The following is a 15,456-nucleotide window of genomic DNA, read 5'->3' as shown; positions in this document are numbered from 1 at the left end:
CAACTCGAGGAATCAGTGGGATATTGGAAGAGGTGCAGTGAAACCGGATCGGGTGTGAAAATACAAGGCCGGGAAGTGTGAAAAGCGGCCGGAAACGCGGATTTGAGAGCCATTTTGGCGGGTTGGAACGGACCCGCGAGCCGGTGTCAGCGCACCTGCAAGTCGTCCTGCAGCGTGATCTTCTGGAAATCGGTCACCAGCGCATCGATCTGCATCCGCCAGCGGCCGGGCAGCGGCAGCGCCACGCCGCGCACGTGCCAGTAGCCGTCCGGCCCCAGCGTCGCGCGACGTTCCATCGGCTCGATGCCGCGCTCCGGCAAGCTTAGGATCAGCGTCGCCTCCTTGGCCGGCAATAGCGCCGCGTCTCCCGTCATCAATTGCAGCACAAAGTCATTGGCGCCCACCCTGCCCGGCGAAACCAGCACCTGAAACATCGCTGCATCGGTGTGGATATGAACCGAGAGCGGCGTTGCAGCGGGCGCAACCGACGCGCGCGGCGGCGGTGTGAAGCGCCAGGTGGCGACGACGGCAAGAATGCAAACGACGAGCACGCATTCGATGAGGATCGATCGCAGCAGCGGCCGGTTGTTCTCGTCGCGCGCAACGACCGCAGGCGTGAAAAGAAACCTGTTCAGCGCCGCCAAGCCAAGGAGCAGGATCACCAGCGTCAGCTTGATCGAGAGGATGATGCCGTATTGGGTCTCGATTAGCGCGCGCCAACTTCCGACCTGGATGATCGAAAGCACCAGTCCGCTCAGCACCAATAGGCCGACCAGCGGCAGTGCGAGGGCCGAAAATTGCTTGAGGACGCGCGGGAGGTCGTCCCTGCGCTGGCGCGCCATGGCCGCCAGCGGTGCCAATGCACCGATCCAGTAAGCGGCAGCAATGCCATGCAGGAGCAATGACGGACGCGTCAGCCATTGCGGTGAGGCCGTCGCCGCATGCCCGCTGGCTGCCAGCGACAGCCCGACGCCCGCCATGGCGAGCGTGGTCAGCACCCGGGAAATCAAGATGCTCGGGCTTTGCCATGCGAACCAGGCGATGGCCATCACCACGATTGCAATCAACAGCGACGGCCCAAGGGAGGTCGCGAGCGCACTGGTCCACGGCGCAGATGTCACGATAGCCCGAAGGGGAAGATTGAGAAGATCGAGACCTTGCAAGCCAAGCGAGGCAACCGCACTGACGAGACCGATGGCAAGCGCGCCGCGGCTGACCGTCGATCCGCTCGGGCCCTGCCCGATCCAGGCCGCGAAGAACGCACCACCTACGCCGACAAACAGCCCGAGATAGACCCCGATCCGCGCCAGCCAGATCAGCAGCGCCAACGGACTTGTCTTCGCGGGCGGCGCAGCCCCGGTCACGGCACCGATCGAAAACACCAACGACCCCGCAACGGGATGACCGTCCTGCGAGACGACGCGGTAGCTGACAATCTGCGTACCCTGCGGCAGATCTTCGGGCAGAACGATCAAGATAGATTGGCCAACCGCGCGCGAGGCAACGTCGCGCGCTTTGCCGCCGGCATCGATCAGGCCGATTACCGCAGGCGTCACGCCTTCGTTGAAGTGCAACTGCACCATCTTCGGCGCCTGCGCCAGCACGCTGCCATCGGCCGGTTCCGAAGAAAGCAGCGTCGCATGAGCCCACGCGGCGTTTGCAATGAATAGAGCCGACAGCAGCGCGGCAAGGCTAGCGAGCACGCGCTCCATCGGGATGGCTTTACGGTTTTCCGATCAGCTTGAGGCCCGGCGCCGGCGTCTTGCTGTCATGTCCATGGCCGCTCTGGCCTCCGGCCGGAACATCGATCCAGCGGCTGACCCCCTGCTCGCATTCCTGCACCACGGGAAAATAAAGCGTGGTGTCCGGCTTCAGGCCAGGCGTGAGAAAGCTGGAGAAGACGAATTCATCGAAATTGTCATCGGCAAGCTTGCCACCGCTCCACATCACTTCCTTGACGCCCTCGGATATCTTGCCGCCGTGAAACTCATATTCGGTCGCGTACTTTCCCTTAACCATCTCGACGGTCCAGCCGGGCTTCGGCATCGGCTTGATGCCGATCACGCCTTCCGGAATTTGGACCCGGATTTTGGTAGTCGGCGATCCCGCGCAACCATGCGGCACAGCAAACACCGCCTTGTAGTACGAACCCACCGGCGCCTGCCGCCTCTCGAGGGTGACATGCGCGCTTGCCGAAGAGGCAGCGAGCGCGGACAGGGCCACGAAAGCAAAACCACCTTTCAACATCACCGCCCCTACTTCTTCGTGCCGGAATGATCGTGCTTCATTTCACCCGCAGGCGCCTGCGCGCCGACCGCCTGCACGTCGAGCGACAGCGTCACCTTGCCGGCCTTCTCGAATTCGAGCGTGAGCGGCACCTTGTCGCCCTGCTTGAGTGGCCCCTTCAGATCCATCAGCATCAAATGGTAGCCGCCCGGCGCAAGCTTGACGGTCTTGCCCGGCTCGATCGGCAGCCCCTTGTCGAGCGGACGCATGGTCATGACGCCGTTGTTCATCGCCATCTCGTGAATCTCGACCTTGCCAGCGAAATCGCCGGAGCCGCTGATCAGCCGGTCCGGGGCCGCGCCCTTGTTCTCGATCGTGAGATAGCCGCCAGCAACCTTCGCGCCAGTCGGAGTGGCGCGGCTCCAGACCTGCGTGATGACGAGATCACCGGCTTTGACCTCCTGGGCGTGCGCGGGCGCACCCACGAGAGCAAACAGGGCTGCGGCACAGGCAAACGTGCGCGTAATGTTCTTCATGGTCCGACTTTCGTGTTCAAACGGGTTCCGCATTGTGGCTTGCGTCGCGTGGATACCTACCATCTGTACTTCATCCCAGCAAAAACAGCCCTTCCGTTGCCTGGTTCAAACAATGGTGACGTAGCGGTGGCCTGATTGATGATGCTGGTGCTGGCGATATAGGCCTTGTTCGTGAGATTGCGCCCCTCGATGTAGGCCGAAACCGGACCGCCGTTGTCGAAGCCCATCTTCAACCCCAACAGCGCATAGGCCTCGGTCTTCACCGTGTTCGCGTTGTCGACAAAATAGGCCTGCGGCACCCATTCGACATTCGGCCCGAAATAGAAACCGGTCGGGTTCTTGTACAGCAGCTCGGCGCGGAGATAGTGACGGGGGGCTCCGGGCAGGAGGTTGTTGCGGAAGTTCGGATCGTTGTCGAAACGGAAGTCGTTGAACGTGTAGGCCATGTTCAGCCAGAGCTTGTCGGGCGCCGGACCATTGTTGAAAATGCCACGGAAGATCGCGGCCCCCGCCCCCGCTTCGATGCCCTGGTGAATGGTGCGATCGGCATTGGCGACGTTACAGGTTCCGGTGAGGTTGCCGAAGAGACATTGCAACTCGTCACGAATATTGGCGCGATAGGCCGTTATCTCCCAGGCGTAATCGGGCCGCTTCATCCTCGTTCCGATCTCATAGGTAGTGGCGATCTGCGGGCGGATGCTGGTGAAAGGAATGACGGGTGTGCCCCCCGCTCCGTTCGAGCTTTCGCCGAAACTCGGCACCTCGGCGCTTCGCGAGATGTTGGCAAACGCCTGCCAGGTCGGATCGATATTCCAGAGCAGGCCGGCCTTCGGTGACCAGAGATTGAACTCGGTCGATCCTGACTGGTCGCCATTGCTCAAGAAGCGATCCTGCCGGTCGCGGGTGGCGTAGAGGAATTGCGTGCCGGCAATCGCGGCGACGTTCGGCAGGAAGTAGAAACTGTCCTCGACATAGAACGAGGTATTTTTTGAGCGGTCGATCGAGGACGACAGCAGCGCGCCCTTTTGCCCGCTGATATTCGCGAACTGCTGGTTGTCGATGTTGCCGTTCAGGATGTTGACGCCGGCGACGAGGCGGTTGCGGAAACCACCGATGAAGCGGTCATCGGTAACCTTGGCGAAGGCTCCGTAGTCCTTGTAGCGGTAGTCGAGCCACTGGAAGATCGGGTGCATCAAATGGCGGTCGACGCCGAACGCGCCGAACTCGATCTTAGTGTCGTCGAGCCGGATCGTGGTCTTGTTGGCGATCCGTACAGTGTCGATGTTGCGCTGCTGATCCATCGTGACGTTGTTGGGCGCGGCGGCTTCAGGATTGGTCAGGGCCGATTGCTTGGTGACGGTGCCGGGGATGCGCTGGCGAACTTCGTTGGCGTTGAAATAGAACCGTGTTTCGGCGTCCGGCGAGAACTGATAGCCGACATTGCCGCTGACGCGGGTGCTGCTGCCGAAACTGTGGTCCCGGAAGCCGTCGGACGCCTGCGTCGCGGCGGTAACAAATCCGTCCCACGGTCCGTTGCCTCCGCTGGCATTGGCTTGCAACCGCTTGAAGCCGAACGCGCCCATATCAGCCGACACCCCGTTCGGGAACGGATCGCGGCCGGTCGCCGTCACGAAATTGATGGCGCCGCCGAGCGAGTTCGCGCCGAACTGCAGCGCATTGGCGCCCTTGTAGACCTCGACATATTTGTAGGCGGTCGGGTCGATCTCCTGAAAGTCGCCATAGCCGTCGGCGGTGTTGATCGGAATGCCGTCCATGTAGAGCTGCACGCCGCGCAGATGGAAGTTGCGCGACAGGCCTGAACCGCGGATCGAAAGCCTTGTATCGTCGCCCCATTTCGGCTGCGCAAAGACGCCGGGCACGTAGTCCAGAATGTCTTTGATGGTGTTCGCGACTGTCGAATTCTTGTAGGCCTCGGCCGGCACGATCGCGACGCCGCCCGGAGTGTTGTTGATCTCAGTCAGCGCCTGCTGCGCGCTGAGCACCGCCAGCGCGCCGCGGCCACCCTGCCCCTGATCGCTCGCCGTCTGCGGCGCTGGAGCGCGCGCCTGCCGAACGGTACGGGCGGAACGCGCAGCGTTGCGGGGCGGACGGGCGCTGGTGGCGCGTTGCTGTTCCGGCGCTGTGACGGTTACCGGCGGAAGACTTGATGGGCGGGTCTGCGCTTCGGCGCCAAACGGCGATACGAACATGACGGCCGATGCCAGCAGCGTGCTGCGCACGAGCCCGACGGGTGATGCAAGACGAAACATGGATAATCCTGACGCCAGCTCTCTGGCCGGCTTTGCTCAATTGAACGAACAGGCACGGCGCGGGCCGCACTATTTGACGGAGGTCAAGTGAGGTCAGGAAAAGGACGGTGGCGCACGCGCCTGCGCGTGCGAGCCGGCGCGTGCCGGCGGCATATCATCCGTGGCTTCCAGCCATGTGATGAACTGGTATTGGCGCTGCAGGACGACAAAGATCAACGGCGGCGGTTCGACCGCAACGGCGCCACCATGGCCGACGCTGCAGAACCCGCAGCAATTGGCGCCGTGCTGCGGCGTGACAGAGTTCGTCTGAGAATCGTCTTGCGAAGACGCCATGCCGGGACAGATCGTCGCCATGTACAGCGGATCGGAGACCGCATGTGCGACGGCGCGAAATGCCCCGATCGGCGCCAGCAATTGCACCATGATCGAGAGCAGTACGATTGGAATGAAGACTTCCAGCCGCCGTCGCATGTTCACCCCAAAGCGTCCGAGTCGCCGTACCACCTACTATGCACGTTTCTCATTTCGCCGCAGCCTTTTGCCGGTCCAGCCATTTTTCGAGATCCGGTATTTCGGCCGAACCTTCGATCGCGGTGACGGTTCCGTCCCGTCCAATCAGCAGCGTGCGCGGGATCTCGCCCTGCCAGGCCGGGTCGATCTCGAATCGGAGGCGTTCGACAAAGCCGTCGCTGAAAATCCAGTTCTCCGCCGACCCCAGCCCGGCCTTCTCCAGCATCGCGCGCGTTGGGCCGGGCAGATTCGGAACGAGATCAGCGCTGACCATCACGACGTCGATCTCGGAATGGTCCTTCATGAATTGTCCGAGCAGCGGCAATTCGATCTTGCAAGGGCCGCAGGTAACTCCCCAGAAATGCACCAGCGTCGGACGCCCGGCGTGCGAACGCAGCACGTCCTGCCAGCTTCCCCGCACGAACGGCTTCAGCTTGAACTCGGAAGGCGCCTCGGCTCCCGGCGCGGCGGCGAGAGAGACAATGAGGAATATTGCAGCCAACAGGCAGCGTTTCATGATCCGTCTCCGATCGGCAGAAGGCGATATCCGTCGGCCTTGGTCATCCAGGAAAGATAGACTTTCTGCCCGTCGCTGACCAGCAACGGGTGGTCGGACGTATCAGTCGTCGTGGCGATTGCGACAGGTTTTGACCAGCTCTTGCCCTCATCACGCGAAGTCATCGCGTTGACCGAGGTCTTCTCGCCGTCGAACTCCTTCCAGACCATGGTGGCGCCGCGCGGTCCCGTCAGCACGTGAGGCCGCGTGGGATTGCGATCGGCGCGGCCAAGCGCAAGCGGATCGGAAAACGTCCGGCCCTCGTCGCCCGAGCGGGCGTAGAACAACCCCTTGCGAGCCTTGCCGTTGGTGTACCAGGCAATGTGATAGGTGCCCGCGGGCGAGATCGAAAGACTTGGCCCATGGTGCGGGCACGCGGCGATCTGCCAATCGTCGTTGCTGACGCGGCGAACCTCACCCGGCGTCGCCGGATCGGCGAACGTCATGACCGCGTGATCCCGCACACCGCCTTCGAAGATGTTCCTGAACACGACAACGGGACGGCCGGGGCCAGCAAACGCCAGACCGAGCCGGCAGCATTCGCAGGTGTTGTCGCTCGCCAGCCGCGCCTCGGCATAGGTCGCGCCGCCGTCCTTCGATGACGTGAAGAACAGCGCTGCCCCCTCATACTTCTTCCCGCTCTGCTGCGCGGGCACCCGATTGCGCTTGTCGATCCAGGCTGCAAACGCGGAACCGTCCACATCGAGGCCGAGCGCCACAAAGCGCTGGCTCTCGTTACTCGCTGTGATCGGCTGCAACTCGGCAAAGCTTTGGCCGTCATCGGCCGACCTTGTGGTGAGCACCTGGCCGTTGAACGCCTTGTCCCTGAAGATCGAAAACGCCAGCGCGATGCCGCCGGTTTTCTCGACGACGATCTGGGGACGCGCATCCGGCCCCCAATCGAGGTTGAGCTTTTCCCTGGTCACCTGAACCGGCGTCGAAAAGCTGCGCCCCTGATCCTTCGAACTCGCCACCGATATCCGGCCTCCCGCCATCCAGGCGAGCCACAGCGTTCCGTCTGACGCGAAGGCCGGCGTCACCTTCGACGCGCAGCGCAAGTCAGCCTCCTCGCACGCCGCTTCCGAAGCGTGATGATGATGGCTCATTTGCGCATGCGCTGCGGTTTGGCAAAGCGAGAGGGCGAGCGTCGCGAGCAGGCTCATTCGCAGCATGGCTTTACTCCTCCTGCGTTGTCGTCCGGTCATTTGAACGCCAACTTCATTCCAGCAATGAACGCGCGTGGGGAACCCGCGTAGATCGAACCCGTCGTATTCGCCAGTACGTTCGCTAGATTTGGAGCACCAGCGGTCGTGACCGAGTTTGCGATGTTGTTCGCGGAAGCCACATAGGTCCGGTCAAACACGTTCCTGACTTCGACATACATGCTCAACGACTTGAAATAGTCCGATACCAGGTCCGTGTTGTAGTGCACATTGAGATTGACCAGTTCATAGCCGGGCGCCTTCAAGAGATTGGCGTTGTCCATGTAGAACGAATCTTTCCATTGGACCTCGACGAATGCGCCAAGGCCTGCAAGCGGGCCCCACATTTGATCATAGCCGAGCCGCGCCGTGAGTTCGTTCGGCGAGATGCCGGGAATCTTGTTGCCCGCGCGGTTGAAGCTGAACGTCGCACCGTTGACGATATTCTCGGTGTATTCTGTATAGACCTCGTCGAGATAGGTGTAGGCGGCCGTGAAACGCCAGCCGGGATGGAACTTCCAGTCGGCGGCCAGTTCTACGCCCCGATGTTCCGATTTCGGGGCGTTGAACGTGAAGCTTGCATTGGGCGCGCCGGCCTGGGTGGCTTGCGAAACCAACTCGTTTTTGAAGAATTCGTAGAAGCCGGTCGCGCTGAATTTGAGCGCGTTGTTCGGCGTCCAATCGAACCCGATGTCGTAACCGAGGTTCTGCTGCGTCTTTAGCTGTGTATTGTTGCCGTTCCGGCCGTCGGAGAGGACGAAGAGGTTGCCGACCTGCGGCGTGCCGTATCCGGTAGCCACGCGTGCCCTGAACAGCCACTCACTGTTCAGCTTGTACAGCAGCGCCAGTTCGGGCGCGGTGTTCTGAAACTGTCGGTCGGCGACGATCGGTACCCCCGGCGTCGCCGTCGGGACATTGGGCGTGTTGTAGGCGTAAGAGGTGTTGATCCCCTTCAGATGAGTCGCTTCCCATCCGATCCCGGCGACTGCGGTCAGGTTCGGCGCCAGCTTGAGCTCCTCGCGCGCGCGAACGCCATAGTTCGTGGTGGCGCTCCAGGTATTGCTCTGCAGAAGGCCGAGCCTCGCATTGCCTCCAGGCATGACGTGGCGTGAGTCGCTTGATGCCGTCAGCGTGTTGTAGAACGCGCCGAAATACGTCGTCGATTCCATGCCGAGGATTTCGCCGCGCTTGGTGACATCGCTCATGTAGTTGTACGACGGGAAATCGCCGATCGCGCTGGTCGCTCCCGTCGGCTGGCTGATATTGCGGTCGTCGAACACGAACTGGTTGCGCCAGGTCGTCGTATTGTCGAAGTCGTGCTCCCATCTGCCGCCGACGATGGTGCGGCGATCTTCGCGGCCGAGCCCGGCCTGGATGGCGGTGATCGGAGTCCTTCTGCCGTTGAAGCCGTTGTTGAGGAGGTTAACTGAGGCGCAGTCGGCGATGCCCGCCATCTCGCAGCCCTGCTGGAACGGGTTCTGATAATACTGGTTGAGTGACAGCCGGATCGGCAGCCTTGTATCGAGATTGTTGTTGATGAACTTGACCGTGAACCGATCGTCGGGCGTCGCCTGCAACGTGCCTAAGAAATTCACCGTCTGGGTGTTGAACCAGCTATTCTGGATAAAACCGTCGCCGCGCGCGTCGCTGGCGAACAACGAGTACTCGAAATTGCCGACCTTCTTGCCCGCAGCGAGATAGTTGTTGAGATAGCCGAAGCTGCCGCCATCGACGCCGTATTCGACCCCGTCAATGGTACGCCCCAGGCGGGTGCGGAAATTGAGCGCGCCGCCGGTCGCATAATTGCCAAAGAGCGCCGACGATGGCCCCCGGATGACATCGATCGCGCCATAGGCCTTGGGATCGATCAGGTCGCTGCGAGAAAGCCCGTCCGGCTGCGTGACCGGGAAGCCGTCGTCGAAAATCACGAGATTGCGGATGCCAAAACCGTTGCGGGCATTGGAGCCCCGGATCGAAATGCCGACATCGCGCGGCCCGTTGCCCTGCTTCACCGAGATGCCGGGGCTCTCGCGCAGCACGTCGGCAATGGAGAACGCCGGCCGGTTGTCGAACTGGCTGCGATCGATGGTCGTTTCGGTCTGGCCGTTCGGCGCCTGGTAAAGCAGCGCGCGCGCCACGCTCGGGGTAATGCCGGCGGTTAGCGAGGCGGCGGGCGCGGGATTGGCCGAAGGTGGCCTGGCCTGGGTCCGGGTAGACGCGCGAATGGCCGGCCTGCGAGCCGCAGGTCTGGCGGTCGCGGCGCGCGGCGCATCGACGGTCACCGCCGGCAGCGCCGTCTGGGCATTCGCGTTCGACGGCATGAGGGATAGCGCACTGCCAAGCACAAGCAGGCTCGCGCTTCCCACGGCACGATGGGGATACATAAGACATTCCTGACGCCAGCTCTTTGGCCGGCTTGCTTCAACTGAACGAACTGGCACGGCCGCAGGCCGCACCACTGACGAAGATCAAGTGAAGTCAGGAAATGGAGGGAGGCGCGCGCGCCTGCGCGTGGCTGCCGGCGCGAGCGTTTATCAGCCGGAAAGCAAAGTCGAACCAGGCCACCTGCTCGGCAACCCGATCGACGTCGATCGCCGCAGTCTGCGGCACGTCGACCGGCGCACCGGTCTGCAGCACGCTGCAAACCGAACAGCATCCGTCATGGGCGCGATGGTTGGTCTGGTCGTCGGCCTGCCCGGCATCGGCGGCGCTATTGCCATGGCAGATGATGGCGCCAGCGAGCGGATCGGAAGCCGCGATGCTCGCCGCCCAGCATGCGCCGATGGGTGCAAAAATCTGCACCACCAGGGCAATCAGGACAATTGGAAGAAAATTCTTCAGCCGGCGGCGCATCGCAATCCCATCCGCTTCAGACCTTAACCACCATGAGAGTCTGAAGTCGAGATCAGGTTCCCGGAATTATGTTGCAGCTTCAAGGAGAGATGCTGGCGAAAAGCGATGCGTTTTGCAGCATTTGGAAGGCGCCCTACCCCAATACCAAGCCTCGGGCGTATTGCAGCTAAATCCACAACCGTCAGTAGCAAATTCCCAATCATTTCGCAGAGTGCTGGAATTTTGAACAAACGTTGCCGAAAATGGTGACAAGACGAAGAAGATGGTCTACCAATTCAAGCTCAGGCTGGCCGAGAGGCTCAAGCTTGGTGGTCCAAGTCTCGGGAGGAGCCCTGACGCGCACAAGCAGCGTCGCCTCGACAATCAAGAGCAAATCTCACTTTTCGAGGAAATTAAGGGTCGACACAATTTTTGAGCAGGGCTTGGCGCCCTGCTCTTTTTTTTTGAGACGATTGCAAACAGCAATGACGGCATCGTCCAATCCGATCGAGCGAAGTTTTGAACTGGCCGCCGCGCGCTGCGAGGATCTGACGCCGCTGGTCTATCGCCGGCTGTTCGACGCGCATCCCGAAGCGCGGACGATGTTTCGGACCGAGGGCAGCGAACTCGTCAAGGGCTCGATGCTGGCGATGACAATCGAGGCCATCCTGGATTTTGCCGGCGAACGCAGCGGCCATTTCCGCCTGATCTCATCGGAAGTTTCCTCGCACGACGCTTACGGCACGCCGCGCGAATTGTTCGTCGCGTTCTTCGGCTTTATCGCGCAGACGCTGCGTGATGTCATCGGCGCGGACTGGTCGGATGACATCGACGCGGCGTGGCGGAAATTACTCGGCGACATCGAAGGTCTCGTTGCAGCGCAGTGCGAATGATCGACCCTGATCACCCTTGAAAGATTCCTTGGACGTCATTGTTGCAGCAAACGCGCCGAGTGTGAAAGACTGCCTCGATCCGCGGTGCGTGCAATCGACGCCGTCGGCGATAACAAATGAACAAGCGAGGGAGCAAACGATGTCCGGGACTGACAAATCCGTAACGACCAGGCGCGACCTTCTTCAGGCAGCAGGCGCGGCTGGTGCAGCAACCGCCCTGCTCGGGGGACTGGGCATCAATCCGGCGCTGGCGGCGGCCGCACGTTCGGAAAAACCGTTGAAGGCTGCATTCTCCAATGCGGGCCTGCAGGCTACCTGGTGCGCCCAGGGCAAGCAGGCGGCGGAATGGTGGGGCAAGCTGTTCAACGTCGAGGTGACCTGGTTCGACGGCCAGCTCGACGCAGTCAAACAGCGCGCCGCCATCGACAACATGGCCTCGCAGAAATGGGACTTCGTCGCCATCCAGGCGTTCGGCATCGGCACGCTGACCCAGCCCGTGCAGAAGATGATCGATGCCGGCATTCCCGTGATCGACATGGACACGCTGATCGCCCCGCTCGACCAGATCAAGGTTCATTCCTTCCTGGCACCCGACAATGAATTCATGGGCGCGTCCGTGACCCAGGCGCTCTGCAACGCGATGGGTGGCAAGGGCAAGATCATCATGACGCAGGGCGCACTCGGCCATACCGGCGCACAGGGCCGCGCCAAGGGCTTCAACACGGTGGTGAAGCAATTCCCCAACATCGAGGTGCTCGACACCCAGCCGGCGGATTGGGACGTCTCGAAGACGGCACGGTTATGGGAGACCTATTTGACGAAGCACCCGCAGATCGATGCGGCATTCTTCCACAATGACGACATGGCGCTGGCCGCCTACAACATCATGAAGGCACGCAACCGCACCAACATCCTGATCGGCGGCGTCGACGCCATGCCGCCGGCGATCCAGGCGGTGAGCGAAGGCCGCATGTTCGCGACCGTCCGCAATCCCTCCTGCCGCATCCATGGCGGCGCCATCATCGCCGGCGTCGCCGCGGTGACCGCGGGCGAGAAGAGCGGACAGGGTATCCCGAAGCACGTGATCACGGACGGCCCGGTGGTGACGAAAGCCAACGCGGCCGGCATGCAATGGATGGAGGACCACTTCCTGATCTGAATCAGCATGCAATCGGAACGTCAGCCCATTCTCGAACTGCACGAGATCACGAAGGCCTTCGGCGGTGTCGAAGCTCTTCGTGGGGTCGACTTCGCGCTCACCGCCGGCGAGATCCATGGTCTCGTCGGCGAGAACGGCGCGGGGAAAAGCACGCTGATGAAGATCATCGCCGGCGTGCATGCGGATTTTTCCGGCCGGTTCGTCCTGGACGGCCGGGAAACTCGTTTTCGATCGGTGCGCGACGCGCATGCAGCCGGCATCGCGATGGTTCATCAGGAACTCAGCGTGGCGCCGGACCTAACGGTGGCCGAGAACGTGTTTCTGGGCAGCCAGCCGACCAACCGCCTCGGCCTCGTGCAATGGCGCCGCATGGCGCGGGAGGCGGGCGAGCAGTTGAAGCGGTTCGGCATCGATGTCGACCCGATGTCGCGGCTCGGCGACCTGCCGATCGGCCTGCAGCAACTGATCGAGATCGCCCGCGTGCTGTTTTCGGGCGCGCGCATCATCATTCTCGACGAGCCGACCTCGGCGCTGTCGCCGCCCGAAGTGGAGCGCCTGTTCGCGACCTTGCGGCAGTTGCGGGGCGAAGGCACCAGCATCGTGTTCATCTCCCATTTCATCGAGGACATCCTGCGCGTTTCTGATGTCGTGACGGTGTTCCGCAACGGCAGGAAAGTCGCGGAGACCCCGGCGGTCGAGACCAGCAAGTCCACGTTGATCGAGGCGATGATCGGCAAGGGCCGCGAGGCACTGGAAGAAACCTACACCCACGACATCATGTTGCCGCCGCCGACCGATCAGCCGGTGGTGCTGAACGCAAACGGGCTGACGCTGGCGGGCCGCCTGCGCGAGGTTTCATTCGAGGCCCGCGCCGGCGAAGTGCTCGGCATCTACGGCTTCATGGGATGCGGACAGCTTGAGTTGGCGCGGATCCTGTTCGGCAAAATAAAGCCCGATCTCGGCACGCTCGCGGTCGCGGGCAATCAAAAGGCCTTCCGCAGTACGGCGGATGCCAGGCGTTCCGGAATCGCCTTCGTGCCCGAGAGCCGGCGCGATATGCTGTTCCACCAGGAGCCGGTCTACAAGAACATCTCGATCAGCATCCTCGATCGCATTTCATCCCTGCTGCTCAAGCCGTCGCGCGAACGCGCGATCGCCACGCGGCAGGTCGACCAGTTACGGATCCGCCCGGCGGCGGTTGAACTCGACCTCGGCATGCTGTCCGGCGGTAATCAGCAGAAGGTAGCGCTGGCGAAATGGCTGAGCTATCCGCCGCGCCTATTGGTGCTGTGCGAGCCGACCCGCGGTATGGACGTCGGCGCCAAGAACGACGTCATCCACATCATCAGAGATCTGCGCGCCAAGGGACTCGCCATCATCGTGCTCTCCACCGAGCCGGAGACGGTGCTGTCGCTCGCCGACCGTGTCATCGTGCTCAAGCGCGGCGCGGTGGTGCGGGAGTTTGCCAACGAACAAATCAGCAAGGACCGCCTCTTGGAAGCGGCATGAGGAGACCGACATGACTTCAGGTGAAAGCGTGACAGTCGCGGCTCCAGATCGCAAGCGCCCGCACCGGCTCGCCGCGATGCTGCGCTCTCAGATGCGCAATATCGCGCCGTTCCTGACGCTGATCTGCCTGTTCGGCTTCTTCGCGGCCGCCAGCCCCTCGTTTGCGACGCTGGACAATTTCGGCAACATCCTCACCCAGATTTCGGTCACCGGCATCATCGCCGTCGGCCTCACCTTCGTGATCCTCTGCGCTGAAATCGATCTTTCGATCGCCGCTATCGCCAACGTCACCGGCATTGCGGTCGCCTATTTCACGCTGCAGGAATCCTACGTCAACATCGCCAACGTCCCGATGCCCGGATGGGCAGCGATCCTGCTGGCTCTGGCGCTCTGCGCCCTGCTCGGCCTCGTCAACGCCTTCGGCCTGACGGTTATCGGGATCCCCTCCTTCATCATGACGCTGGCGATGATGCAGATCGCGGCCGGCATCTCCGCGCTGTTGGTGCGCGGGCAGATCGCCTACAAGGTGCCCCCGCTGGTCACGACCTTGGGATCGACCTCGATCGGCGGCATTCCCTGGATCGTGATCGTGGCCGCGCTGATGCTGCTCGGCGGCCATCTGGTGCTGACCTATACCCGCTTCGGCCGCTACGTTTACATGGTCGGCGGAAACCGCGAGGCGGCTGAATATTCCGGGCTGAATGTGAAGCTGATCCTCGGCAGCGTCATGGTCATCTCGGCCGTGTGCGCCGGCATCGGCGGCATGGTTGGGGTCGCGCATTTCGGCAGCGCCCAGCAGAACGAGTTCGACACTTATCTATTGGATTCGATCGCCGCGGTGGTAGTCGGCGGCACCAGCCTGTTCGGCGGCCGCGGCGGCATCGGCAATACCATTGTCGGCCTGTTCGTGCTCGGCGTCCTCAACAACGGGCTCGATCACGTCAACATCGACAGCTTTTTGAAGATCCTGATCCGCGGCCTGATCCTGCTGGCCGCGCTGGTGATCAACGTCTATGCGCAGCGCTTGCGGGAGCGGACGGCGGACTAACACACGCTCGCTAAATCGGTCCTTGGGACAGTCGCCCTGCAGCGACCGATGCGAAACGCGTTTGATGCAGCCAAGACCCGCACATTCCTGACGGCATACGGCGTTAACACCTCGGCCTCATGACGGCGGGCAATGCGCGCCAGTATCAGCCCAGGCCCGCAGCAAGGCGCCGAACGCGGCCTGCGTGCCTGGCGCTGGTTCGCGGCCCGGACCGGGCGACCAGCCCCAGCCCACGAGCGTGTCCTCCGCCATGTGGTGAAGGAGCGCGGCCATGTCCTTGCCGCCGTTGCGGTTCGGGTCCTTGATCTGCGCGCAGATCTCGCCAAGCGTACGCCCCTCCCAAGCCATCGACGCCGGGGCGAGGTGCCATTGCGGATGGCCGGGCACGCGGGCGGCATCGAAATTCGCGGCGTGGTGGCAGGTATTGCAGGTCATGCCGGGCACGCCGTGCCCGTCGGCCCCGCGCACCACGAGCGGCTGATGCGGCCGCATCGCGTCGCTCTGCAACGGCCGCTCGGTCGCCGGGTGGCAGTTTACGCAACGCGGGTGCTGCAGCACCTTGCCGGCCTCTTCGAACAGCGCGACCGAACGCGCCTGTTGATCGGCGATGTTCTGGAAGCTCGGGACGGGGCGCAAGTCCTTCGCAGTCGGCTGTCGGGTGGTCTGCGCTACCGCGGCCGCGACGAGAACCGTCACGGCGACCGCCCCCGCCACG

At 62.5% G+C, this 15,456-nt stretch carries 14 protein-coding genes; 4 read left to right on the top strand and 10 right to left on the bottom strand.

Annotated elements, in window-relative coordinates; all coding sequences use genetic code 11:
• Window positions 1-146: 146 nt before the first annotated feature.
• From CP49_RS07460 to CP49_RS07420, 9 genes are all read right to left on the bottom strand, one after another.
• The gene (locus tag CP49_RS07460; RefSeq protein ID WP_057849651.1) at window positions 147-1,712 is read right to left on the bottom strand and encodes a copper resistance CopC/CopD family protein; all 1,566 of its coding nucleotides are present in this window, start codon (window positions 1,710-1,712) and stop codon (window positions 147-149) included.
• 10 nt (window positions 1,713-1,722) lie between these two features.
• The gene (locus CP49_RS07455; protein WP_057849650.1) at window positions 1,723-2,247 is read right to left on the bottom strand and encodes a YcnI family copper-binding membrane protein; all 525 of its coding nucleotides are present in this window, start codon (window positions 2,245-2,247) and stop codon (window positions 1,723-1,725) included.
• 8 nt (window positions 2,248-2,255) lie between these two features.
• A complete protein-coding gene (locus CP49_RS07450; protein ID WP_057849649.1) occupies window positions 2,256-2,762 on the bottom strand; it encodes a copper chaperone PCu(A)C in 507 nt (168 codons plus the stop codon).
• A gap of 56 nt (window positions 2,763-2,818) precedes the next feature.
• Window positions 2,819-4,972: a TonB-dependent receptor family protein gene (locus CP49_RS07445; protein ID WP_245310576.1), complete on the bottom strand. Its 2,154-nt coding sequence runs from the start codon at window positions 4,970-4,972 to the stop codon at window positions 2,819-2,821.
• Window positions 4,973-5,125: 153 nt separating this feature from the next.
• The gene (locus CP49_RS07440; RefSeq protein WP_057849647.1) at window positions 5,126-5,503 is read right to left on the bottom strand and encodes a DUF2946 domain-containing protein; all 378 of its coding nucleotides are present in this window, start codon (window positions 5,501-5,503) and stop codon (window positions 5,126-5,128) included.
• Between the two features lie 49 nt (window positions 5,504-5,552).
• Window positions 5,553-6,059 (bottom strand): TlpA family protein disulfide reductase, encoded by a 507-nt coding sequence (locus tag CP49_RS07435; RefSeq protein WP_057849646.1) that lies wholly within the window; start codon window positions 6,057-6,059, stop codon window positions 5,553-5,555.
• Window positions 6,056-7,270: a sialidase family protein gene (locus CP49_RS07430; RefSeq protein ID WP_057849645.1), complete on the bottom strand. Its 1,215-nt coding sequence runs from the start codon at window positions 7,268-7,270 to the stop codon at window positions 6,056-6,058. The genes CP49_RS07435 and CP49_RS07430 overlap by 4 nt, the downstream gene beginning before the upstream one ends.
• Before the next feature lie 29 nt (window positions 7,271-7,299).
• Window positions 7,300-9,684, bottom strand: coding sequence for a TonB-dependent receptor family protein (locus CP49_RS07425; protein WP_057849644.1), 2,385 nt, complete (start codon window positions 9,682-9,684; stop codon window positions 7,300-7,302).
• Between the two features lie 94 nt (window positions 9,685-9,778).
• Window positions 9,779-10,153: a DUF2946 domain-containing protein gene (locus tag CP49_RS07420; RefSeq protein WP_057849643.1), complete on the bottom strand. Its 375-nt coding sequence runs from the start codon at window positions 10,151-10,153 to the stop codon at window positions 9,779-9,781.
• 464 nt (window positions 10,154-10,617) lie between these two features.
• Between CP49_RS07420 and CP49_RS07415 the strand changes: the two genes are divergently transcribed.
• The 4 genes from CP49_RS07415 to CP49_RS07400 all read left to right on the top strand — a co-directional run bounded on the left by CP49_RS07415 (window position 10,618) and on the right by CP49_RS07400 (window position 14,741).
• A complete protein-coding gene (locus CP49_RS07415; RefSeq protein ID WP_057849642.1) occupies window positions 10,618-11,025 on the top strand; it encodes a globin in 408 nt (135 codons plus the stop codon).
• A gap of 139 nt (window positions 11,026-11,164) precedes the next feature.
• Window positions 11,165-12,184, top strand: a complete 1,020-nt coding sequence (locus tag CP49_RS07410; protein WP_057849641.1) for a sugar ABC transporter substrate-binding protein — start codon at window positions 11,165-11,167, stop codon at window positions 12,182-12,184.
• Between the two features lie 6 nt (window positions 12,185-12,190).
• Complete coding sequence (locus tag CP49_RS07405) at window positions 12,191-13,693, top strand: sugar ABC transporter ATP-binding protein (RefSeq protein WP_057849640.1); 1,503 nt, start codon at window positions 12,191-12,193, stop codon at window positions 13,691-13,693.
• A 10-nt stretch (window positions 13,694-13,703) separates the two neighbouring features.
• Complete coding sequence (locus CP49_RS07400) at window positions 13,704-14,741, top strand: ABC transporter permease (RefSeq protein WP_057849639.1); 1,038 nt, start codon at window positions 13,704-13,706, stop codon at window positions 14,739-14,741.
• Window positions 14,742-14,858: 117 nt separating this feature from the next.
• Here CP49_RS07400 and CP49_RS07395 read toward each other — a convergent pair whose 3' ends face one another.
• The gene (locus CP49_RS07395; RefSeq protein ID WP_057849638.1) at window positions 14,859-15,455 is read right to left on the bottom strand and encodes a hypothetical protein; all 597 of its coding nucleotides are present in this window, start codon (window positions 15,453-15,455) and stop codon (window positions 14,859-14,861) included.
• Window position 15,456: the final 1 nt, after the last annotated feature.

Source organism: Bradyrhizobium valentinum (genome assembly GCF_001440405.1).
Classification (GTDB): Bacteria; Pseudomonadota; Alphaproteobacteria; order Rhizobiales; family Xanthobacteraceae; genus Bradyrhizobium; species Bradyrhizobium valentinum.
This window is presented reverse-complemented; position numbering and strand designations above follow the sequence as displayed.

Excerpts from the sequence above, each read along its gene's own strand:
- CP49_RS07415 (WP_057849642.1), top strand. The coding sequence starts at position 10,618 with ATGACGGCATCGTCCAATCCGATCGAGCGAAGTTTTGAACTGGCCGCC.
- CP49_RS07420 (WP_057849643.1), bottom strand. The coding sequence starts at position 10,153 with ATGCGCCGCCGGCTGAAGAATTTTCTTCCAATTGTCCTGATTGCCCTG.
- CP49_RS07435 (WP_057849646.1), bottom strand. The coding sequence starts at position 6,059 with ATGAAACGCTGCCTGTTGGCTGCAATATTCCTCATTGTCTCTCTCGCC.
- CP49_RS07405 (WP_057849640.1), top strand. The coding sequence starts at position 12,191 with ATGCAATCGGAACGTCAGCCCATTCTCGAACTGCACGAGATCACGAAG.
- CP49_RS07440 (WP_057849647.1), bottom strand. The coding sequence starts at position 5,503 with ATGCGACGGCGGCTGGAAGTCTTCATTCCAATCGTACTGCTCTCGATC.
- CP49_RS07445 (WP_245310576.1), bottom strand. The coding sequence starts at position 4,972 with ATGTTCGTATCGCCGTTTGGCGCCGAAGCGCAGACCCGCCCATCAAGT.
- CP49_RS07425 (WP_057849644.1), bottom strand. The coding sequence starts at position 9,684 with ATGTATCCCCATCGTGCCGTGGGAAGCGCGAGCCTGCTTGTGCTTGGC.
- CP49_RS07410 (WP_057849641.1), top strand. The coding sequence starts at position 11,165 with ATGTCCGGGACTGACAAATCCGTAACGACCAGGCGCGACCTTCTTCAG.
- CP49_RS07460 (WP_057849651.1), bottom strand. The coding sequence starts at position 1,712 with ATGGAGCGCGTGCTCGCTAGCCTTGCCGCGCTGCTGTCGGCTCTATTC.
- CP49_RS07430 (WP_057849645.1), bottom strand. The coding sequence starts at position 7,270 with ATGCTGCGAATGAGCCTGCTCGCGACGCTCGCCCTCTCGCTTTGCCAA.
- CP49_RS07450 (WP_057849649.1), bottom strand. The coding sequence starts at position 2,762 with ATGAAGAACATTACGCGCACGTTTGCCTGTGCCGCAGCCCTGTTTGCT.
- CP49_RS07455 (WP_057849650.1), bottom strand. The coding sequence starts at position 2,247 with ATGTTGAAAGGTGGTTTTGCTTTCGTGGCCCTGTCCGCGCTCGCTGCC.
- CP49_RS07400 (WP_057849639.1), top strand. The coding sequence starts at position 13,704 with ATGACTTCAGGTGAAAGCGTGACAGTCGCGGCTCCAGATCGCAAGCGC.